Raw genomic sequence first — 21,114 nt, forward strand, 5'->3', positions numbered from 1 at the left:
CGCGAAAGTCTATCAGCGGCGGCGGCTAAATCGTCGCAACTCGCTAATTGATAACGGTTCTCAGTTTCGTTCTTGCGCGCAACGGCGCTTCGGCGAACAGACTTGCCCCATGGCCCAGGTTGACAACGGCGCCCGTCGGGCGGCCTGAACGGGAGCCCCGCTCCGTCAGGACCCTTGAGCATGAACCGCCGCCGAATGATCCAGACCGGACTGGTCGCCATGGGCGCGGGCGGCTGCGCGCCGACGCAGACCGCGGCCGCCGAAGGCCATCACATGCCGCTGGAGAGCGCGCCTCACACACGAACACTCATGCAGTGGCCGGTGAGCGTCGACGTCTATGGCGCGCGCGACCTGGCCGCCGTCCAGTCGAGCATCGTCGACATCGCCAACGCCGTCAGCGAACACGAGCCCGTGGCCATGCTGGCCGCGCCCGGCGCGCGCGGGCTGGACCGGCGCCGGTTCAGCGACAGGGTCGAAATCTGGGACATTCCCACCGACGACCTGTGGTGCCGCGACAGCGGGCCGACGTTCGTGAAGGACGCCGCCGGAAACCTGGCCGTGGCCCTGATCCAGTTCAACGGCTGGGGCGGCAAGCAGGCCCATGGGAACGACGCCCGCATCGCCGCGCGCGTGGCCGAGCGCCTGGGACTGCCGCTGATCGACAGCGGGGTGATCGGCGAACAGGGCGGGATCGAGCATGACGGCGCCGGAACCCTGCTGGCCCACGCCAGCTGCTGGGTGAACCCCAACCGCAACCCGGGCCTGACGGCGGACCAGATCGCGGACCGCCTCGGCCGGGCCCTGGGCGGAACCAAGACGATCTGGGCGCCGGGCGTCATCGGGGCGGACATCACCGACTACCACATCGATTCCCTCGCCCGGTTCGTGGGGCCCGGCCGCGTGCTGATCCAGATCGACGATGAGATCGATCCCGACGATCCATGGTCCGTCGCGGCCCACCAGACCCTCGGCGTGCTCGAACAGGCGACCGACGCGAACGGGCGCAAGCTGGACCTCGTCCGCCTGCCCGACCCCGTCGACATCCGTGGACGCGGCGACGATTTCGTCTCGAGCTACGTGAACTATTACGTCTGCAACGGGGCGGTGATCGCGCCGCAGTTCGGCGACCGGCGGGCCGATGCGGAGGCCCGGGAAGTCCTGGCCTCCCTCCACCCCGGTCGCGACGTCGTCCAGTTGGACATCGACGCCCTGGGCCGGTCCGGCGGCGGCATCCATTGCGCGACCCAGCAGCAGCCGGCCTAGGGGGGCGACGGCATTCCGGGGGGACGCCCCGGCCAGGCGTAGAACCAGGCCTGCACGCCGGCGCCCGACGTCGTCAGCACATCAACCGAACAGAACCCGCCAGTCCACCCTATCCAGACATCGACAGACTGCACGCCGGCGCCCGCTGAACTGGATACGCCCTCGAGATAGAAGGGTATGCCCGCGCCGAACGCGCGCCAACGGAACGATCCCCCGGTCAGTCCTCGCAAGACCACGTGAGCGGTCGGAGGCGCGGTCGAAAAGACCAGGACGTTCTGCCATCGTCCGGCGGTCGTAGGTGTAGGCTTTGGAGGCGGCGGGGTCGGCATGATGATCTCGCTCCCGTTCTACAGGCTGGCCTTGTGGGCGCGGATCCGATCTTCGGACAGATGCACCTCCCGGGCCCAGACCAGGGCGGCGTAGACGGCCTTGAGGAGTTCGTCCTCGCCTTCGATCGGGAAGAAGACCTTGGGGAAGAATGCACGCGCATCCGCCGCCGTGAGGGTCATTCCTTCGAAACGGACCCCGCCCCTCGCCGACTTCAGGACGGCGGCGCAGAGATCATCAAGCGACTTGATGGGATAGGCCCCGCGCTCGTTCGCCTTCGAGACGATCTGAGTGGCGACCCAGAGGTCGGGATTCAGGCGCAGAGCCCGCTGGCACAGGTCGAGGTCCACAAGACGCTCCGATCAACTGTTCACCCCTCAAGGTAGAGTCGTCGATCTGAAACCGTCAACCTAAAATTGTGGACCTCCGGCCCGGAGACGACGGCCCCCGAGGCTATTTCGGCAGTTCGTCCAGCTTGCCGCGCAGCAGTTGCAGGATGGCGGAGAAGTCTTTGTCGCCGTAGCCGAGGCCGTTGAACATCTGGAACAGGGCCTCGGTCTGGGCGCCCAGCGGGGTCGAGGCGCCGGACTTGGCGGCCGCGTCCTGGGCCAGCTTGAGGTCCTTCAGCATCATGGCGGCGGCGAACCCGCCCTCATAGTTGCGGTTGGACGGGGCCGTCGGGACCGGACCGGGCCAGGGATAGTAGGTGGTGGTCGACCAGCTCTGGCCCGAGGACTTGGCGACGATGTCGAACATCTTCACCGGGTCCAGCCCCAGCTTCTCGGCCAGGCCGATGGCCTCGCAGGTGCCCAGCATGGTGATGCCGAGGATCATGTTGTTGCAGATCTTGGCCGCCTGCCCCGCCCCGTGGTCGCCGGCGCGGAACGTGGCGCGGCTCATCGGCTCCAGCGCCGCCTCGATACGGGCGAAGTCGGACTCGTCGCAGCCGACCATGAAGGCCAGGGTTCCGGCGTCCGCCGCCATGGTGCCGCCCGAGACGGGGGCGTCGGCGAAGGCGTAGCCCGCCTCCTTGGCCAGGCCGGCGACCTTGCGGGCGGTGTCCACGTCGATGGTCGAGCAGTCCAGCAGCAGGGCCGAGGACGGGGCGGCGCCGATGATCTGCTCGGAATAGACCTTCAGGACATGCGGCCCGGCGGGCAGCATGGTGATGACGATATCGGCGGCCTTCACGGCCTCAGTGACGCTGGCGACCGGGGTGCAGCCTGCAGCGGCGGCGCGGTCCAGCGCGGCCTGCGACAGGTCGAAGGCCAGCACCTTGTGCCCCGCCTTGGCCTGATTGGCGGCCATGCCGCCGCCCATGTTGCCCAGACCGATGAAGGCGATGGTGGTGGTCATGGCGCGTCTCCCTTTGATTTTGCCGACGGGTTAGCCGGGGCGGAGGGAGAAGGCCAGTCACGAGTGTGGTGTGATCACCCCGGCTTCTTGAACCGCAGCAGGAACTGGCTGGTGTGGCCACGGATCGCCGGGTCGAAGACGTTGGCGGTGCGGGGGTCGGCGGGATTGGCCAGGATGTCGCTCGACCCGTCCAGCACGAAGCCTGCGGCCTCGACCTCGGCGATCAGGGTCGCGCGGTCGATGCGGTGCAGGGTGTGGGGCACGGTCAGGTCCGAGCCGGCGACCGCATCGTGGTCGATGATGACATAGACGCCGCCCGGCTTGAGCGCCGCGAAGGCCGCCGCATTGACCTTGGCCGCCGTGTCCGTCGCGAACGGGCGCAGGTGCAGGTCGTGATAGTTCTGGGCCGTGAAGATCAGGTCCAGCCCGGAGGGGAAGACCGGCGCGCCGATCGCCGAGTGGACGCCGTCCACGTTCGGCAGGGCGTCGGCGGCGGTGACGGCCTCGCCATAGGAAGCCTGGAAGCCGATGAACTCATCCGGCTGCCAGGCCGTGACATGGCCCGTCGGTCCGACCGCGGCGGAGAAGACGCGGGTGAAATAGCCGCCGCCGATGATCATGTCGGCGACCTTCCAGCCCGGCCGGACGCCGGTGAAGGCCAGGGTCTCGGCCGTGTGGCGGGCCGTGTCGCGGGCGCGGTCTTCATCCGTGCGGACCGGCGAGGCGAGAACGGCGGCGTAGTCGGGCGTTTGCGCGACGGCGACGACCGGCGTGGAACCGGCCTGCGCCGTGACGGCGCCGGTCAGCAACAGGGCGGCGGCGAGCGCCGGGATCAGGGAGCGACGCATGGACTATCCTCCTGTGGGCGCCCGGTCTCAGCCGGGCTTTCTGAAGCGGTAGACGAAGCGGTCGGTGCGGCCGCGGATGGTGGGATCGAAGACGGTCAGGCTGTGGTCGTCGCCGGGCACGCGGACGGCGCTGCTCTCGCCGTCGAAGACGAAGCCGGCGGCCTCGACCTGACGGCGCAGTTCGGCGGCCTCGATCCGGTGCAGGCTGCCCGAGACCGAAATGCCGGCCCCGTCGGCGGCCTGGTGGTCGAGGATGACGTAGAGGCCGCCCGGCTTGAGCACCTCGAACACCCGGCGGTTCATCGCCGCCACGTCCACGCCGAAGCGGGGGATGGTGAAGTCGTGGTACTCCTCGCCCATGAAGACGACGTCCAGCGGCTGGTCGAACGTCATGGTCTCGAGCGCGCCGGTGACGCGGGTGGTGTTGGCGTAGGTCGAGGCCAAGGTGTCGGCGAAGGCGTTCTCGCGGGTCGCCGTCTGATTGGGCACGAAGGCGTAGACATGACCGCCGGCGCCGACGACGGGCGCGAACAGGCGGGTGAAATAGCCCTCTTCCGGGCGGATGTCGGCGATGGCGTGGCCCGGCCGCAGGTTCATCAGGGCGAGCATGTCGGCCGGCTTGCGCAGCGGATCGCGCGCCACTTCCTCGGGCAGGCGGCGGGTGTCGGACAGGGCGTCGGCGTAGCGCGCCTCCGGCGACACGGTCGTCGCGGCGGGGGTGGCGTGAACCACCGTCTCCTCACCGCCGTCGCTGGCGATGATGACGCAGCCCGACAGGGCCATGGCGCAGACGGTGGCGAGGACGGCGGTTCTCAGCATGGTGACCCCTGTTTTGCGCAGCGGAAGCTACGCCTCACCGGGCCCGATGCAAGGGGTTCCCTCGATCAGGGGAGCGGCGTCCACGCCTCTTCGTCCGGCAACGGAGCGAACAGGGCGTCCAGTGCGGCGTCGGTGACGCCCGACAGGTCGGCGGGCGACCATTTGGGCGCATTGTCCTTGTCGACGATGACGGCGCGGACGCCTTCCTGGAAATCATGGGTGCGGACCACGCGGCCGCCCAGGGCGTATTCCATCGCCATGTTGTCGGCGAAGGTCTCCAGCGCCGCGCCGGTGCGCAGCTGGCGCAGGCTGACCTTGAGCGACTGGGGCGACTTGGTCTTCAGGATCGCCAGCTGGGCCAGGGCCCAGTCGGAACCATCGGCCTCGAGCGCGGCGAAGATCTGCTCGACCTTATCGAAGGCGAACAGGCGGTCGATGGCCTCCAGATGGGCCTCGATCGGCGCCTCGCCCGCATCGTCCTCCAGCCCGTCGGCGACATCGATCGGATAGGCCGGATCGACGGACAGGATGGCGCGGAAGGCCTCCAGGGCGTCGGTCGGCAGATAGTGGGTGTGGATGCCCAGGAAGACGGTGTCCGCCGCCTTGAGCCGCGCCCCGGTCAGGGCCAGCCAGACGCCCGTCTGGCCCGGCAGCCGCGGCAGGAACCAGCCGCCGCCCACGTCGGGGAACAGGCCGATGCCGGTCTCGGGCATGGCGTAGGTGGTGCGCTCGGTGGCGATACGGACCGTGGCGGGCTCGGAGATGCCGACGCCGCCGCCCATGACGATGCCGTCCACGATGGCCGTCACCGGCTTGGGGTAGTCGAACAGCAGGTGGTTCAGCTGGTATTCGGCCTTGAAGAAGGCCCTGGCCTCAGAGGCGTCCCCTGCCCCGCTTTCGGCGATCATGCGGATGTCGCCGCCGGCGCAGAAGCCGCGCTCGCCCGAGTGATCGATCAGCACCGATTTGACCGCCTCATCCTCGCGCCACGCCAGCAGCGCCGCGATCATGGCGTCGCACATGGCCCGGTTCAGCGCATGCAGGGCCTTGGGCCGGTTCAGGGTGATGATCCCGACGCCGGAATCGACGCGGGTGAGGATTTCGGGTTCGGTGGTCATGGGGCTGATCTAGGGCCAGCCGCACCACCGGTCCAGCCTCAACGCCGGGGCGTAATCGACATCGTATAGGGCACGAACATCGCCAGCTCGAGCGGGCCGGACTGGACCCATGTCAGGGCGTTGGCCATGCCCTGCACATCCACCGCATAGCCGGGCCCGAAGAGGGCGGACGTCCGGTTGGCGTCCATGGCGACAGCCTCGAGCACCGACGGGCGATACTGGGCCGGATTGACGATGGACAACTGCCAACCGCCCCGAATGTTGACGAGGGTGCGTCCGGCCTTGTCGATCCTGGACACGAAACGCTCGATACGCCCCGAAGCGGTGTCCAGCGTGTCGCCCGGCAAGATCGGGGTCTTGAGGATCAGGCTGGTGGTGCTGGTGTCCGCCCGCCCGCCGTCCACACCCAGCGTCAGGGTCGAGATCATGCCTTCGGTGAAAGGCACCAACTGGCCCTCATCCTCTATGCTCAGGGCGATGTCGCCCTGACTGCTTGCGGCGCGAGCCATGTTGCGCAGCGTCTGGATCAGTTCCGTGCGACGGCCGGCGGCCTCGCGGGTGTCATTCACCACCCAGACCGAAACGATCAGGTTGTCGGCGCGACGGGTGACCGTCACCGCGGGCACGATCTGCGGCGGGGCGTCCTCGCTATACCCCCGCTGAATGCGTGAGCCCGTGACGACGATCTCTCCCAGGTCCTGGGCGAGAGCTAGGCCGGGCGCGGCCAGAAAACCGGCGGCGATGAAGGCGGCGAGCAGTTTCATGATGACAGTCCTCCCGCCGCCACGTTGGCACGGGTGGGGCGAGCCGTCACCTTGGCTATTGCCGCATCATTTCCCGCGCCGTGATCACCCGCATGATCTCGTTGGTGCCTTCAAGGATGCGGTGGACGCGCAGGTCGCGGACGATGCGCTCCAGCGGATAGTCCTTCAGATAGCCGTAGCCGCCGTGCAGCTGCAGGGCCTCGTCGGCGATCTGGAAACAGGCGTCGGTGGTGAACCGCTTGGCCATGGCGCACCACTTGGTCTTCTCCGGGTGGCCGGTATCGACCGCCCAGGCGCCGCGCAGCACCATCAGGCGGCAGGCGTCCAGCTGGGTGGCCATGTCGGCCAGCTTGAACTGGGTGTTCTGGAACTCGGCCAGGGCCTTGCCGAACTGCTTGCGGGTCGAGACGTAGTCCTGCGCCGTCTCGAGGGCCAGGCGAGCGCCGCCCAGCGAACAGGCGGCGATATTCAGGCGGCCGCCGTCCAGACCCATCATGGCGTAGCGGAAGCCGTCGCCTTCCTTGCCCAGCAGATTGGCCGCCGGGATGCGGCAGTCGTCGAAGCTGACGATGGCGGTGGGCTGGGAGTTCCAGCCCATCTTCTTCTCCTGGGCGCCGAACGACAGACCCGGCGTGCCGAGGTCGACCACGAAGGCCGAGATGCCCTTGGCGCCCGGCTCGCCCGTGCGGGCCATGACGACATAGACATCCGAGGTCCCGGCGCCTGAGATGAAGGCCTTGGAGCCGTTCAGGACATAGTGGTCGCCGTCGCGGACGGCCGTGGTGCGCATGGCGGCGGCGTCAGAGCCGGAGCCCGGTTCGGTCAGGCAGTAGCTGGCGATCTTCTCCATCGTGACCAGCGAGGGCACATAGCGGGCGCGCAGGTCGGCCGAGCCGAAGCTGTCGATCATCCAGGTCGCCATGTTGTGGATCGAGATGAAGGCGGCGGTGGAGACGTCGCCGCGCGACAGCTCCTCGAAGATCAGCGCCGCCTCGACCCGGCCCAGGGCCATGCCGCCGTGCTCCTCGCCGGTGTAGATGCCGCAGAAGCCCATTTCGGCCGCGTGGCGCATGACGTCGACGGGGAAGGTCTTGGTCTCGTCCCACTCGGCGCTGTGCGGGGCCAGCTCGGCCTCGGCGAAGGCGCGGGCGGCGTCCTGGATGGCGCGCTGGTCGTCGGTAAGGGCGAAGTCCATTGGGTCACAAGCTCCCGAAACCCGTCGGCCTCTGGCGGGCCGGTTCGGCGCGTGTCTAGCGGCCCGAGCGCCGGGCGTCGACAGCCGCGCGGAGCTGTCGCTTTGCAGAGCGGTCGCCGCTGGCCTACATCGCCGCCATGACCCAGCCCTTCCCGCCCGCCGCCTTTCCCTACGCCCGCCCGCGTCGTCTGCGCTCCAGCCCGTGGGTGCGCCGACTGGTGGCCGAGACGACGCTGACGCCGGCCGACCTGGTCTGGCCGCTGATCGTGCATGACGGCAAGGAGGACCGGGTTCCGGTGGCGTCGATGCCGGGCGTGTCGCGCCTGTCGCCCAAGGCGGCGGCCGAGGCGGCGAAGGAGGCCCGCGACCTGGGCATTCCGCTGGTGGCCCTGTTTCCTAATGTCGACGGGGCGATCAAGGACGGCGTCGGGACCGGCGCGACCGATCCGGACGGTCTGATCCCCGACTGCATCAAGGCCATCAAGGACGCCGCGCCCGAGATCGGCGTCATGACCGACGTGGCGCTGGACTGCTACACCGACCACGGCCACGACGGCGTGGTCGAGGGCGACCGGATCGTCAACGACGCCACGCTGGAGCGGCTGGCCGAACAGGCCTTCATCCACGCCCACGCCGGGGCCGACATCGTCGCCCCCTCGGACATGATGGACGGCCGGGTGCAGGCGATCCGCGAAGCGCTGGAGGCCAACGGCTACCAGGACACCCTGATCCTGAGCTACGCGGCGAAATACGCCTCGGCCTTCTACGGCCCGTACCGCGACGCGGTCGGCTCGGCCAAGCAGCTGCGTGGCGACAAGAAAACCTACCAGATGGACTACGCCAACACCGAAGAGGCCCTGCGCGAGGTGGCGATGGACATCGCCGAGGGCGCGGACGCGGTGATGGTCAAGCCGGGCATGCTGTACCTCGACATCGTTCGGCGCGTGTCCGAGACCTTCCACCTGCCGACCTTCGCCTACCAGGTGTCCGGCGAATATTCGATGATGCGCGCCTCCATGGCCAACGGCTGGCTGGACGAGGACCGGGCCATCCTGGAAAGCCTGCACGCCTTCAAGCGCGCGGGCGCGGCGGGAGTGCTGAGCTATTTCGCCCCGCAGGCCGCCCGGCTGCTGGGGGCCTGAAACTTCATCAAAGCTTCACCGTAAGCCGATTGACGACAGAGACCCACGTTCTCCAGAAAGGTTAACGGGGTGGTCGCGGTTCGGGGGAATGGGCGATGGGCTTTCTGTGGTTCGGTCGCAAGAAGACGCCTGCGCGGGTTACGCCCGAGGCGGAGCCCGTCGTCGAGGCGTCCGTGGTCGAGACGCCGGCGATCGAAGCGCCCGCCGCTGTCGTGGAGGACACCCACGCGCCGCATCCCGAGCCCGAGCCTGAGCGCCCGCCGACGCCCGCCGAGGCGCTGGACCTGCTGAAGGCCGGCAACGCCGCCTTCCTGAGCGGCGACACCCGGCTGGGCCACGTCACCGCCCATGACCTGGATGCGCTGCAGGGCGGCCAGCATCCGATCGCCACCATCGTAGGCTGCGCCGACAGCCGCACGCCGCCGACCATCCTGTTCAACCAGGGCCTGGGCCGGCTGTTCATCATCCGGGTGGCGGGCAACACCGTGGACCGGCGCGGGCTGGCCTCCATCGTCTACGCGGTCAAACACCTGCACTGCCCGCTGGTGGTGGTCATGGGCCACACGGGCTGCGGCGCGGTGGCGGCGGCCGAGGCCGTGGTCGACGGGCGCGCCGAGCTGGATCCGTCACTGGAGGAGATGATCGTGCCGATCCTGCCGGCGGTCTTGTCCGCGAGGAAGATCGGCGGGCCGGATCAGGCGCGGCTGGCGGTCGAGGAGAACGCCCGCCGCGTGGTGGCCCGGCTGCTGACCGCCGACACCGCCCTGGCCGACGCGGCGCATTCGGGCGCGATCAAGATCGTGGCGGCGGTGAAGGACATGGCCACCGGCCGAGTCTACTTCCTGGACGAAGGCGCGCCGTCGTCAGAGCCCGAAACCCAGGCCGCGGCCAACGACGGGCACGGGCATGCGGACTCTCATGAGCATGCCCACGCCCACGAGCCCGCCTAAGGGCGTTCCGAGCGGGCCAGAAGGGCGATCAGGTCTTGCTTCCAGAAGCGGGCCCAGGTGTGCGTCCCGTGGCCCTTGCCCTCGGGGCTGTTGGGGATCAGGCGGTAGACGCCGTGGCGCAGGCGCGGCGCGAACCGTTCCGATAGCCCCAGTTCGGGCGGGTTGATGAAATCGTCCGCCGAGTTGATCCAGGTCACCGGGACGGTGACGGCCTCCAGGTTCGCGGACGGATCGTAGTCCCACGAGGCGTTGACCTGGTACCAGAGGTCGTTGGCGTCCAGCGGCGCGAGGCGGCGGGTTATCTGGCCCTGCAGCCATTCATCGGCGGCGGCCCGGGTCGAGAGCTGATCCTGCAGCGGAAGGGGCGCGCCGCCCGCCAGGACGAGCAGATCGACGGCCGTACGCAGACCTTGCACGGGCTGGCTCTGGTAGTCGCCGCCCTGCCAGGCGGGATCGGCGCGGATGGCGTCCTGCAGCATGGCGCGCCACAGGCGGTTGCGGCCGACGATGGCGGTGGGCTGGCAGGCCAGCGGCATCAGGGCGTCAGCGAAGTCGGGATGGACCTCGCCCCAGACGAAGGCGTGCATGCAGCCCATGGACGTCCCAAGGATCAGCCGCAGGTGATCGACGCCGAGCCCGTCGACCAACAGGCGGCGCTGGGCCTCGACCATGTCGGCGTAGCCGTACTCCGGGAAACGGGCGCGCAGGCCGTCGGACGGCTTGGACGAGGCGCCGTGGCCGAGGTTGTCCGGCATGATGACGTAGTAGCGGGTCACGTCGAGCGGCTGCCCCGGGCCGAACAGTTCGCCCGCGAACGACGGCGACAGGAACTGGCCGCCCGTACCGCCGGTGCCATGCAGCAGCAACACCGCGTTCTGGACCCGGCCGTCCGCGCCGCGCCGGGGCGTCCCCAGGGTGCGGTAGTGGATCTTCAGTTCGGGCAGGGTCCGGCCGGCGACGGCGAAACCCGTGGCGCGGAAGTCGCCCTCGGTGGGCGTGAACGTCTGGGCGTGAGCCGCGGAAGACAGGGCCAGCGCCAGGGCGCCGCAGAGGGCCGGAAGAAGCCGTTTCATCGTCGCGGACTCCAGATCAGAGAGACAGGCGCGTGCTCCAGCCGTCGAAGGCGACCTCGACGTTGGCCGGAACACTGGCCGACAAGACATTGTAATCCAAGTCGATATGTAGATTCGTCAGTACCGCGCGCTTGACGCCTGACCGGGCGATCCAGTCCAGCGTCTTGTCGACGTGGGAATGGGTCGGATGGGCGGTCCAGCGCAGGGCGTCGACGATCCACAGGTCGCAGCCGGCCACCGCCTCCAGCGCCGCCTCGTCCAGATCGGACACGTCGCTGGAATAGGCGACGGGGCCACAGCGGTAGCCGACCGAGCGGATGGGGCCGTGGGCCTGGTCGAAGGTGACGACCGGGACCGCGCCGCCCGCGCCCGGCAGGGACCATGACTCACCGTGTCTCGGGATGTCATACGAATCGAGGATCGCCGGATAACCCTCGACAGATTCAAAGATATATTGGAACCGGCTCTCGAGCGCGGACCGGGTCGCGGCGTCCATGAAGGCCGGGATGCGCCGCCGGGCGCGCATGGCGAAGACCCGCAGGTCGTCGATGCCGTGGGTCTGGTCGGCGTGGTCGTGGGTGTAGAGGACGGCGTCGATGTGTTTGACCTCGGCCGCCAGCATCTGGGCGCGCAGGTCGGGCGAGGTGTCGATCAGGACGCTGGTGATCCCGTCCGGCCCGTGACGGCGGATCAGGGCCGAGCAGCGGGTGCGATAGTTCTTCGGTTCGGCCGGATCGCAGGCGCCCCAGTCGCCGTCGCCGCGCGGCACGCCCCCGGAGGAGCCGCTGCCCAGGATGACGACCTCCAGCGCGCCCATCATGCCCCCTCGGGTCTCGGAATGCGGTCGAACAGGGCGAAGAAGGCGTCCGTGGTGCGCGCCTCGGCCTCGTCGCGGGACCAGCCCCGAATCTCGGCCAGCTTGTCCAGCACATGACCGACATAGGCCGGCTCGTTGCGGCGGCCCCGGTGCGGAATGGGGGCTAGGTAAGGACAGTCGGTCTCGACGATGATCCGGTCGGCGGGCATCACGGCGATGATGTCGCGCACCTCCTGGGCCGCCCGGAAGGTGGCGATGCCGGAGACCGAGAACCAGGCCCCGAGTTCCGCCGCCTTTTCCGCCAGTTCCGGCCCACTGGTGTAGCAGTGCATGAGGAATTTGAACGGCGCCCGGGCCTGTTCCTCCTCGAGGATGGCGGCCATGACGTCGTCGGCCTCGCGGGTATGGACCACCAGCGGCAGGCCGGTCAGGCGCGAGGCCTCGATATGCTGGCGGAAGACGGCGGCCTGGATGTCGCGCGGGCTGAGGTCATAGTGGAAGTCCAGCCCGCACTCGCCGATGCCGATCACGCGCGGACGACCGGCGAGTTCGGCCAGGCGCGCGGCGGTCAGGTCGGCATGATCCTTGGCCTCGTGCGGATGGGCGCCCACGGTGCACCAGATGTCGTCGTGGGCCATGGCCAGGCCGTGGGTGGCCTCGAATGTGGACAGCTTGTCGGAGATCTCGACCATCAGCCCTACCCCGGCCTCGCGGGCGCGGGCGATGACCGCGTCGCGATCCTCGTCGAACTGGGGGGCGTGCAGGTTGACGTGGCTGTCGATGATCATCCGCGCGCGGCCTTGGTGCGTTGCAGGTCGGCCAAGGCTCCGGCCAGCACGTCGCCGCGATCCAGGTTGATGGCGGCGGTGCGGTCGGGAAGCTCGGACAGGCGGGTCCACAACTCGGCCCATTTGGCGCCGGACGCCCCCTCCTCCAGCGCGCGGACCTTCACGGCGGCGATGAGGCGGTCCATCAGGGTCTCGAACCGCTCCTGCCCCTCGGCGCCGCGGAACTTGTCGGCCAGGGACAGGGCCTCGGCGCGATCGATCTGGTCGGCGGCGACCCAGGCCTGAGCGATCTGGTCGGCCTCCAGCGTCGCACCGGAGGCGAGGGCCAGGGCCTGACCGGGAGAACCCCCGGCCATGGCGGCGATGCGCGCGGCCTCGGCGGACGGCGCGCCGACGCGGTTGCGCACCAGTTCCTCCAGCGCGTGCTGCGGCCAGACCGGGAAGGCCAGCCGCCGGCAGCGCGAGCGGATGGTGGCCAGCAGGCGGCCGGGCGCATGGGTGACGAGGAACAGCACGCCGCGCTCAGGCGGCTCTTCCAGAACCTTCAGCAGGGCATTGGCCGCGTTCAGGTTCAGGTCGTCGGCGGCGTCGATGATGGCGACGCGGTAGTGGGCCTGGGACGGGCTCTTGGAGAAGAACTCGGGCAGGTCGCGGGCCTGATCGACCGAGATGGATTTCTTGACCTTGCCGCCCTCGACGGCGCGTTCCAGCACCAGCAGGTCGGGATGGGACTGGGCCGCGATCTGGCGCGACACCGGGTCGTAGGGGTCGGCGCCCAGCGGGCCGCGCGACGGATCGGGCGCGGCGCCCAGCAGGCGGCGGGCGGCGCGGTAGGCGAAGGTGGCCTTGCCCGAGCCCTCGACCCCGCACAGCAGCCAGGCGTGGTGCAGGCGGCCGCGAGCCTGGGCGTCGATGAAGGCGGCCTCGGCGGCGGCGTCCGGGATCAGATCGAAACGGTCCCGCGGGTGCTCGCTCACAGCAGCCGGCCCTCGACGGCGGCCCAGACCCGGGCGGCCACGGCCTCTTCATCGCCGACGGCGTCGATGATCACGCAGCGATCCGACTTCTCCTGCGCGATCTCCAGGAAGCGCCGGCGCAGCCGCTCGTGGAACTCCAGCCCCTTGGACTCGAACCGGGTCTCGAACAGGCCGCGGCCGAAGGCCCGCTCCAGTCCGACCTCGACCGGCAGGTCGAAGATCAGGGTCAGGTCCGGCTGGGTCGCGCCGACGATGGCGGCGTCCAGGGTCTCGATGAATTCGGCCGGCGTTCCGCCGCCGGCGCCCTGATAGGCGCGGCTGGAATCGGCGAAGCGGTCGCAGACCACCCAGCGTCCCGCGTCCAATGCCGGACGGATGGTCTTCTCCAGATGGTCGCTGCGGGCGGCGAACATCAGCATGGTCTCGGTCAGGGGCGACCAGCGGCCCGCGTCGCCGTTCAGGGCGATGTTGCGGATCTCCTCGGCGCCCTGGGAGCCGCCGGGCTCGCGCGTGCGCAGGACGTCGATGTCGCGCTCGCGCAGCCGGTCGACCAGCCGGGCGACCTGCGTCGACTTGCCGGCGCCCTCGCCGCCTTCGAATGTAATGAATCTGCCGTGGGTCACCGGCGCACAATGGCGGCGCCGGCTTGGGGCGCAAGCCTTACCGCGCCGATATCAACAGGGCGTCGGCGTAGCCGCGCGCGACCACGGCCTGGCGGGCGGTCTCGGCGGCGTTCGGATCGGGCCAGGGACCGATGAGGACCCGGTACAGGGGCGAATCGCCCTGCCCCGCCACATCGACCGTGGCCCGGTCGCCCAGGCGGTCGGCGACCCGGCGGGCGGCGCGGCGATCCGCGAAGGCCCCGGCCTGGATCCAGTAGCGCCCATTCTCAACGGCGGGTTCGGGTCGCGGAGGCGCGGGGGCCGGCGCGACCGTGGCGGCGTACTGCAGCGGCTGGGCGGAGCCGAGACGCGGCGCCGGCCCGAGGTAGCGCACCCTGACCTCGCCGACGCCCCGCTGCAGCATGCCCAGGGCGTCGGCGGCGCCGCGCGACAGGTCGATGATGCGGCCGTCGACGAAGGGGCCCCGGTCGTTGACCCGGACCACGACGCTGCGCCCGTTGGCCAGGTTGGTGACCTCGACCAGGCCGGGCAGCGGCAGGGTCTTGTGAGCGGCGCTCAGGGCGTACATGTCGAACCGCTCGCCGGTCGCGGTCGGGCGACCGTTGAACTGGTCGCCGTACCAGGAGGCCATGCCGGTCTCGTCATAGTCGGGCTGCTCGGCCGGGCGGTACCAGCGGCCGCGGACCTGATAGGGCCGCATGGTCCCCGACACGATCGGCGCCGGATCGGTGACCACCGGAATGCGCGCGCCGCCGCCGGGTCGGGCCGCCGTGGCGCAGGCCGCCATTAGCGGCAGCAGCGCTACGATACAGGCGCCCTTGAGAAATCTTGCCGTCATCGCCCCGATCCTTGAGACGCCCTTCATGCCCCGCAGACATTTCCGCTTTGGTTAACGGGACGTTTGAGGGTATGCGGCGTCTCCGCTCGCGGGACACGGACAGGTGGCCGAGTGGTTTAAGGCAGCGGTCTTGAAAACCGCCGTAGGTGTGAGCCTACCGTGGGTTCGAATCCCACCCTGTCCGCCATTCTCTGGTCCGCGATTGTCCGCAGATGCGAGAGGCTTGGGGCGCCGGCCCTGTCGTCTGCCCTTGGTTCGGATGCTCCGGCTGTCCGAACGTATCGATCACCCCAGCGGATCGATCCCGCACATCTGGCCAGGCGGCGCGTTGCAGGGTTCCTCGAGCTCGTAGACGTCGATCTCGATGACGCCGTTGGCGGTCCGTCCCTGGCTGTCCTGCACAGTGTAGGTCACGGACTGAGGCCCCACATAACCTGGCGCGGTATAGCTGACGCTGGCGCCGCCGCCGCCGACGGACGCGCTTCCGTCCGAAACGGCGGAGACGGAGACGACGGTCAATCCAGATCCGGTATCATTGGCGAGGACCCCAATGTTCACGGTCATGAAGGGCCGGACCAGAGCCGTGTCGTGGACGGCCTGGGGCGGCGGCGACGGCGGCTGCGGGGGAGTCGTCGACGTGCCGCGCGACCGCAGCGTGCGATTTCCGGCGGAGTCGTAGACGTAGAAGGTGGTGATGCCGTTGGCGTGGGTCACCCGCACGAGACGTCCGAGTTGATCGTAGCCGTAGTCCTGTTTCGCCTGGGCTGCCGGAGCCGCAGCCAGGACCGCGGAGGCGAGACAGGCCGCGGATAGATTTCGCCAGGTCATCATCGGGGGCCCCCTCGCCTCGGCCGGACATGCATGAAATCCATGGTAGTGCGTTCGGCGATGTTGTCACCGGGCTATCTCGCGCCTCAGAAAATGTTTGGCGCGTCACAACCACTTTTTCGCCCTCTTTCAGCCAAGCCAATCGCCCGGGAATCCAGCACCGGCGCGAAAAGGAAGGCCAAATTGCGACAAACTGCCACGCTTGTTGGCCGGGATTGACAGCGGCCCTCTCACCTTGGTCAATCAACCCCTGATAGACATTGGGGAGGTGGGTGGAATGATCCGGAAAACGCGGGTTGCGGCCTTGCTCGCATCGACAGCGCTGCCGATCGGTCTTGCTCTCTTCCCCGCTGTGGCGGCGGCCCAGAGCCGGCCGACGCCGCCGCAGTACGTCAATGTCGATCCCCGCGGCGTGGATCTGATCTCGGGCACCTATGTCTACGGCGACACCGATGTCGCGATCGGATCCGGACCGGGTCAGCTGTCCTATGGGCGGACCAATTTCGGCGCGGGCTGGAGCGACGGGCTGCAGAGTACGATCAGTTGCCCCAGCACCTGCGACGTCTCGGTCGGCGGGAGCACAGAGAAGTTCGATCTCGTCAGCGGAGCGTACGTCGCCCGGGACAACACCGGCTCCACCCTGACCTTCGGCACGGGCGCGGGCGCGGGCACGGCGGTCTACACCACGGCCGGTGGCGTGGCCTATACCTTCACCGAGCAGCCAGGCATATGGAATGGCGGCTACTGGGTGAGCGAGGTGCGGGCTCCGAACGGCCTGACCGAGACCTATCACTACGTCGTCGAGACCGGGCAGTTCTGCGTCTTCGGCTGTTTCCCCGTGGACTATTCGCGGCTGCACACCATCAGCAACAACGCCGGCTACGCCCTGCATTTCGACTACGTCGGCAACAACGTCAACGACACGACCACCTGGTGGAAGGTTCAGAAGGTCACCGGCTACAACCAGGCCGTCGACTACTGCAGCCTGGCTTCGCCCAGCTGCACCTTCTCGCGCACCTGGCCCAGCGCCACCTACAGCTCGGTCATGGACGCCTTCGGCGCGTCGACCGAGACGGTCACCGACCAGTCCGGTCGCACGAAGAGTTACCAAGTGTCGATCACCGGCGCGTTGACCGCCGTCCGCGCCCTGGGCGCGACCACCTACGGCACGACCATCGTCTATAGCGGCGGGCGGGTGGCGCAGATCACCGGAGCGGCCGGGACCTGGAACTACGCCTTCAACAACACCGGCTCTGCGCTGGAAAGCACGGCGACCGGACCGCTGGGCCAGAGCAATTTCGCGACGGTCAACTTGTCTGTCGGACAGGTCACCCTGCTTCGCGACGCCCAGTATCGCCAGTGGAATTTCGACTATTCGGGCGGACGACTCTGGGCGGTTCAATACCCGGAAGGCAATCAGGTCCACTACACCTATGACGGCCGCGGCAATGTGCTGAGTGCGATGGCGATCTCCAAGCCCGGCCACATGCCGTGGCCGATCACGGTGTCGGCGACCTACGACGCGACCTGCGCCAATCTGGTGACTTGCAACCTGCCGCTCACCACGACCGACGGCCGGGGCGGCGTGACCAACTACACCTACGATCCCGTCCACGGCGGCCTGCTGACCGTTACGTCGCCCGCACCGATCACCGGCGCAGCCCGGCCCCAGACCCGCGTGACCTACGCCGCGCAGACCGCCTACTACAAGAACAGCTCCGGCGTGATCGCCGCCGCGCCGAGCAGCGTCATCCTGCCTGTCGAGGAGTCCGCGTGCTCCATGTTGGCGTCCTGCGACGGGACTGTGAGCGAAGTCCTCACCGCGGTGACCTATGGCAGCGCCGGCGTCGCCAACAATCTGAACGCCACAGCCATCAGTCAGGGGTCAGGCGCCAATCCGACGATGGCGACGTCCACGGTGACCTACACAGCGACCGGCGATATCGAGACCTTGGATGGTCCCTTGGTGGGCGCGAACGACACTACGCGCATTCGCTATGACGACGCCCGACAGCTGGTTGGCGTCATCGGACCGGACCCCGACGGCGCAGGTCCGTCGCAGAACAGGGCCCGACGGCTGACCTATGACGGGCGCGGCCTCGTCACCCGGACGCAGAGCGGCGTCGTCGCGGGCCAGTCCGATATTGCCTGGAACAACTTCACCCAGACCCAGCGCATCGATACGAGCTACGACGCCCACGGTCGGGTCCTGTTCTTCGAACAGATCACCAGCGGCGTGACGCCTGTTTCCCGGCGCGGCTTCACCTATGACGCCGCCGGTCGCATGATGTGCGACGCCGTGCGAATGACGATGTCGTACGCGACGATCGACAACGCCTGCTACGCCGAAGGACCGACGGACCGGATCACCTATACGACCTACGATTCAGTGGGCCGCCCCTCGACGGTGACCCAGGGATATGGAACTCCGGCCGCCGCCACCGAGACGATGACCTATACACTGAACGGCCAGCCTGCGTCGGTCACCGACGCCAACGGCAACGTCTCGGTCATGGCGTACGACGGCCTGGACCGTCCGATCCGCCTCCGATACCCGGCGCCGGGCAGCGCCGGGTCCACGTCGACGACCGACTATGCCGAGGTCGCCTACGACACAGCCAGCAATGTCATCAGCCAGCGCGATCGCGCCGGCCAGACCACAACGACCACCTATGACGCCCTGAACCGGCCGACGTTCGTCGACGCACCGTCCGGGACAGCGGACGTTTCGATCAAATACGACAATCTGGGGCGGGTGCTCACGTACTCCAACGCAAGTCAGGACGTCATCCAGGGCTATGACGCCCTCTCGCGCATCGTGTCCGAAGGCAGCCCCCTGGGGCTCATGCACTATCAGTACGATGCGGCGGGCAACATGACCCGGATCACCTGGCCGGACGGTTACTTCGCCCAGTATGACTACGATGTGGCCGGCGCCCTGACCGCGATCCGCGAGAATGGCGCTTCCAGCGGCGCCGGCGTGCTGGCGACCTATACCTACACCGCCCTCGGACAGCCGAGCACCCTGGTGCGCGGCAACGGGACGACCACCACCTGGGGCTATGACGCCCATGGCCGGATGACGAGCCTGAGCCACGACGTGGCCGGTACGGCCAACGACGTGACCTTCGGCTATACGTGGAACCCCGCCGGGCAGATCCAGAACCGGACGGTCAGCAACGCGTCCTACAACTATGTGCCGGGATCGGGGGTGGTCGGATACGACAACGACGGCCTGAACCGGCTGACGAGCGTCGGCGGAACCGGCGTCACCTATGACGCCAACCACAACATCGCGACGGCGCAAGGATCGAGCTACGGTTACGACGCGTCGAACCGTCTGACGTCGGCCACGATCGGCGGCAGCGGATACACCTTCGCCTACGATCCCGCTGATAGACTCTACAGCACGTCAAGTTCGGGCGTACGCTTCCAGTACGCCGGCCAACAGTTGGTGGGCGAGTACAACAGCTCGGGAGCCCTGCTCGTTCGCCACATCCCGGGACCGGATCTGGACATGCCGGTGGCCAGTGTGTTCGCGCCCGGCGTTCCCTATCAGCAGCTGGCGGACGAGCGCGGCTCGGTGGTCGGCTTGACGGACGCCTGGGGGGGGATGGCCGGGGTCAATGTCTACGACGAATACGGTGTCGCGACGGCTTCAGACCGGTTCCAGTACACCGGACAGGCCGTCCTCGCGCCGGGGCTCTACCACTACCGGGCCCGGGCCTATGCGCCGCAGCTGGGCCGGTTCCTGCAAACGGACCCGATCGGGTACGCGGCCGGGGCGAACGTGTACGCCTATGTCAGCGGAGATCCGGTGAACCTGGTGGATCCGTGGGGTCTGGACGACTGCCAGGCAAACGACGGTGATAATCTTCCCTGCGTAGACAGCCGGGGCCGCCGCCGTCCTACTACCTCTGGAGTCAATCCCGGGATGTTCGGTTACGGACCTGGATCCACGCTGGTTCAAGGGGTGTCCGTGCTCGATGACGTAGTCGTCGTTGGCGCCGCCGTCGTCGCGGACAACCTCGGGCTGCCAAGAACGTGGAGACCTAGAACCTATGAGTGGCAAATCACCGACATGTTCGGGAACCGCTTATCTGGTCGGTTCACCGTCCCCATGCCTGCATGCTGCTTTGCAGCAGGAACCTTGGTTCTGACGGATGAGGGATTGCGTCCGATCGAAGAGCTCAAGGTAGGAGATCTCGTCCTCGCCAGAGACGAGGATACGGGTGAACAGGGCTACAAACCGATTACCGGGCTCACGCCGGGCCATCCTCGAACGATTTGGCGGGTTGCGGTACGCGCGGTCAGCGGCGGCGAAAGTGGGAGCGAGGAAATATTCGAAACCACGGCGGATCATCCTTGGGGATCCGTGGATGGCATCTTCACCAATACTGAATCCCTGGAAGTCGGCCAAACACTGCGCCGAGCCGACGGTTCGATTACGATCGTATCGGTCGAAAACACAGGCCGTGTCGGCGTCACCTACAACATTGAGGTTGCAGATTTTCACACCTACTTCGTGGGTGAAAGCGGTGTGTGGGTGCACAATGATTGTAATCCAGCCGATGTAGCTAGAGGATTAGGATATCGGCCAGACAGGAGTCTGGGCCGCCCCCACGGTCAAGCTGTTTTCAGAAGAGGCCGCATGGCCATATCGAGAGATGTTGACTCTCACAATGGCGGTTACTGGAAAATGTTCAGGGTTACTGGCGATGGCCGGCTGGAACGAGTTGGAACCTACAACAGAGACCTAACAGAAAGAATTCGTCGATAATTATGAGAAAATTTGGAATAGAATTTCTAGACGAAGACTCTGAAATAGAGGGCTTTTCCAAAGCCATTATTCATATTGGAGAATATACAGAGATTGTATATCCAGATATTGAGCTATGGTCTGCGGATGATTACAAGCAACATTGGGATATCGTGCGAAACGATATTATCAATGGCGCAGAATCTGCCATTTTTTGCTCATCTTACTCAAAAGATTCCTTTATTGTATGGCCAGTAGCTAGAAAAGGGGATACTTTGACAGTTTTCAACTTCATGTGCCCGGCAAAACAGATAATATTAGAAGGGCATATCGTAAAATTTATACATAATTCTGGCAATCTTCCTGACGATGATGACGTGGAGGTCTCGCGGTGGATCGTTCCCGTCAGTTTTTTGAAAGACTAATTGCGTATATATTCATCCTTTATTCGAGCCAGATAAGTTAGTTGATCGATTGACCTCAACTTAGTGTCTACGCCCCCTGGAGCTCAACAGCCTACGCGAACGACGGGCCGCTAGGCGCGATGTGCTACCTGTACGACGCCGCCAGCCGCCAGACCCGGATCAGCTGGCCGGACGCCGTCTACGCCCGGTAAGACCGCGATCTGT

At 67.5% G+C, this 21,114-nt stretch carries 19 protein-coding genes and 1 tRNA gene; 6 read left to right on the forward strand and 14 right to left on the reverse strand.

Going from position 1 to position 21,114, the window contains the following annotated elements:
• Positions 1 to 180: 180 nt before the first annotated feature.
• Positions 181 to 1,263, forward strand: a complete 1,083-nt coding sequence (locus AC1RRF_RS06810; protein ID WP_492833680.1) for an agmatine deiminase family protein — start codon at positions 181 to 183, stop codon at positions 1,261 to 1,263.
• 347 nt (positions 1,264 to 1,610) lie between these two features.
• On the opposite strand, the gene AC1RRF_RS06815 is transcribed toward AC1RRF_RS06810, so the two are convergent.
• The 7 genes from AC1RRF_RS06815 to AC1RRF_RS06845 all read right to left on the reverse strand — a co-directional run bounded on the left by AC1RRF_RS06815 (position 1,611) and on the right by AC1RRF_RS06845 (position 7,690).
• On the reverse strand, positions 1,611 to 1,940 hold the full coding sequence (locus tag AC1RRF_RS06815) for a hypothetical protein (RefSeq protein WP_492833681.1): 330 nt from the start codon (positions 1,938 to 1,940) through the stop codon (positions 1,611 to 1,613).
• Positions 1,941 to 2,043: 103 nt separating this feature from the next.
• Positions 2,044 to 2,964 carry a 3-hydroxyisobutyrate dehydrogenase gene (gene mmsB, locus AC1RRF_RS06820; RefSeq protein ID WP_492834147.1) on the reverse strand — a complete coding sequence of 307 codons (921 nt, stop codon included), beginning with the start codon at positions 2,962 to 2,964 and terminating at the stop codon, positions 2,044 to 2,046.
• Between the two features lie 56 nt (positions 2,965 to 3,020).
• Positions 3,021 to 3,794 (reverse strand): class I SAM-dependent methyltransferase, encoded by a 774-nt coding sequence (locus tag AC1RRF_RS06825; protein ID WP_492833682.1) that lies wholly within the window; start codon positions 3,792 to 3,794, stop codon positions 3,021 to 3,023.
• A gap of 27 nt (positions 3,795 to 3,821) precedes the next feature.
• Positions 3,822 to 4,613 (reverse strand): class I SAM-dependent methyltransferase, encoded by a 792-nt coding sequence (locus AC1RRF_RS06830; protein WP_492833683.1) that lies wholly within the window; start codon positions 4,611 to 4,613, stop codon positions 3,822 to 3,824.
• 65 nt (positions 4,614 to 4,678) lie between these two features.
• The gene (locus AC1RRF_RS06835) at positions 4,679 to 5,731 is read right to left on the reverse strand and encodes an enoyl-CoA hydratase/isomerase family protein (RefSeq protein ID WP_492833684.1); all 1,053 of its coding nucleotides are present in this window, start codon (positions 5,729 to 5,731) and stop codon (positions 4,679 to 4,681) included.
• Positions 5,732 to 5,769: 38 nt separating this feature from the next.
• Positions 5,770 to 6,495 (reverse strand): hypothetical protein, encoded by a 726-nt coding sequence (locus AC1RRF_RS06840; RefSeq protein WP_492833685.1) that lies wholly within the window; start codon positions 6,493 to 6,495, stop codon positions 5,770 to 5,772.
• Between the two features lie 55 nt (positions 6,496 to 6,550).
• Entirely contained in the window at positions 6,551 to 7,690 is a 1,140-nt protein-coding gene (locus AC1RRF_RS06845; protein ID WP_492313016.1) for an isobutyryl-CoA dehydrogenase, read from the reverse strand.
• 137 nt (positions 7,691 to 7,827) lie between these two features.
• On the opposite strand from AC1RRF_RS06845, the gene hemB reads away from it, so the two are divergent.
• The gene (gene hemB, locus AC1RRF_RS06850) at positions 7,828 to 8,832 is read left to right on the forward strand and encodes a porphobilinogen synthase (RefSeq protein WP_492833686.1); all 1,005 of its coding nucleotides are present in this window, start codon (positions 7,828 to 7,830) and stop codon (positions 8,830 to 8,832) included.
• Positions 8,833 to 8,927: 95 nt separating this feature from the next.
• The gene (locus tag AC1RRF_RS06855) at positions 8,928 to 9,782 is read left to right on the forward strand and encodes a carbonic anhydrase (RefSeq protein ID WP_492833687.1); all 855 of its coding nucleotides are present in this window, start codon (positions 8,928 to 8,930) and stop codon (positions 9,780 to 9,782) included.
• Here the strand turns inward: AC1RRF_RS06855 and AC1RRF_RS06860 are convergent.
• The 6 genes from AC1RRF_RS06860 to AC1RRF_RS06885 are packed head-to-tail and all read right to left on the reverse strand — an operon-like array spanning position 9,779 to position 14,898.
• Positions 9,779 to 10,855, reverse strand: coding sequence for an alpha/beta fold hydrolase (locus tag AC1RRF_RS06860; protein WP_492833688.1), 1,077 nt, complete (start codon positions 10,853 to 10,855; stop codon positions 9,779 to 9,781). The two genes, AC1RRF_RS06855 and AC1RRF_RS06860, sit on opposite strands and share 4 nt — an antisense overlap.
• Before the next feature lie 16 nt (positions 10,856 to 10,871).
• Complete coding sequence (locus AC1RRF_RS06865) at positions 10,872 to 11,675, reverse strand: MBL fold metallo-hydrolase (protein ID WP_492833689.1); 804 nt, start codon at positions 11,673 to 11,675, stop codon at positions 10,872 to 10,874.
• A complete protein-coding gene (locus AC1RRF_RS06870) occupies positions 11,672 to 12,460 on the reverse strand; it encodes a TatD family hydrolase (RefSeq protein WP_492833690.1) in 789 nt (262 codons plus the stop codon). Before AC1RRF_RS06870 ends, AC1RRF_RS06865 begins: the two co-directional genes overlap by 4 nt.
• Entirely contained in the window at positions 12,457 to 13,437 is a 981-nt protein-coding gene (locus AC1RRF_RS06875) for a DNA polymerase III subunit delta' (protein WP_492833691.1), read from the reverse strand. Before AC1RRF_RS06875 ends, AC1RRF_RS06870 begins: the two co-directional genes overlap by 4 nt.
• Positions 13,434 to 14,060, reverse strand: a complete 627-nt coding sequence (tmk, locus tag AC1RRF_RS06880) for a dTMP kinase (protein WP_492833692.1) — start codon at positions 14,058 to 14,060, stop codon at positions 13,434 to 13,436. Before tmk ends, AC1RRF_RS06875 begins: the two co-directional genes overlap by 4 nt.
• 37 nt (positions 14,061 to 14,097) lie before the next feature.
• On the reverse strand, positions 14,098 to 14,898 hold the full coding sequence (locus AC1RRF_RS06885; RefSeq protein ID WP_492833693.1) for a septal ring lytic transglycosylase RlpA family protein: 801 nt from the start codon (positions 14,896 to 14,898) through the stop codon (positions 14,098 to 14,100).
• Between the two features lie 97 nt (positions 14,899 to 14,995).
• Here AC1RRF_RS06885 and AC1RRF_RS06890 point away from each other — a divergent pair.
• Positions 14,996 to 15,085, forward strand: a tRNA-Ser gene (locus AC1RRF_RS06890).
• A gap of 98 nt (positions 15,086 to 15,183) precedes the next feature.
• Here the strand turns inward: AC1RRF_RS06890 and AC1RRF_RS06895 are convergent.
• On the reverse strand, positions 15,184 to 15,729 hold the full coding sequence (locus tag AC1RRF_RS06895; RefSeq protein WP_492833694.1) for an RHS repeat domain-containing protein: 546 nt from the start codon (positions 15,727 to 15,729) through the stop codon (positions 15,184 to 15,186).
• 274 nt (positions 15,730 to 16,003) lie between these two features.
• Between AC1RRF_RS06895 and AC1RRF_RS06900 the strand changes: the two genes are divergently transcribed.
• Positions 16,004 to 20,506 (forward strand): polymorphic toxin-type HINT domain-containing protein, encoded by a 4,503-nt coding sequence (locus tag AC1RRF_RS06900; protein ID WP_492833695.1) that lies wholly within the window; start codon positions 16,004 to 16,006, stop codon positions 20,504 to 20,506.
• Positions 20,507 to 20,508: 2 nt separating this feature from the next.
• On the forward strand, positions 20,509 to 20,910 hold the full coding sequence (locus AC1RRF_RS06905) for a hypothetical protein (RefSeq protein ID WP_492833696.1): 402 nt from the start codon (positions 20,509 to 20,511) through the stop codon (positions 20,908 to 20,910).
• Positions 20,911 to 21,114 lie beyond the last annotated feature (204 nt).

The organism is Brevundimonas sp. GW821-FHT12C05 (assembly GCF_058807475.1).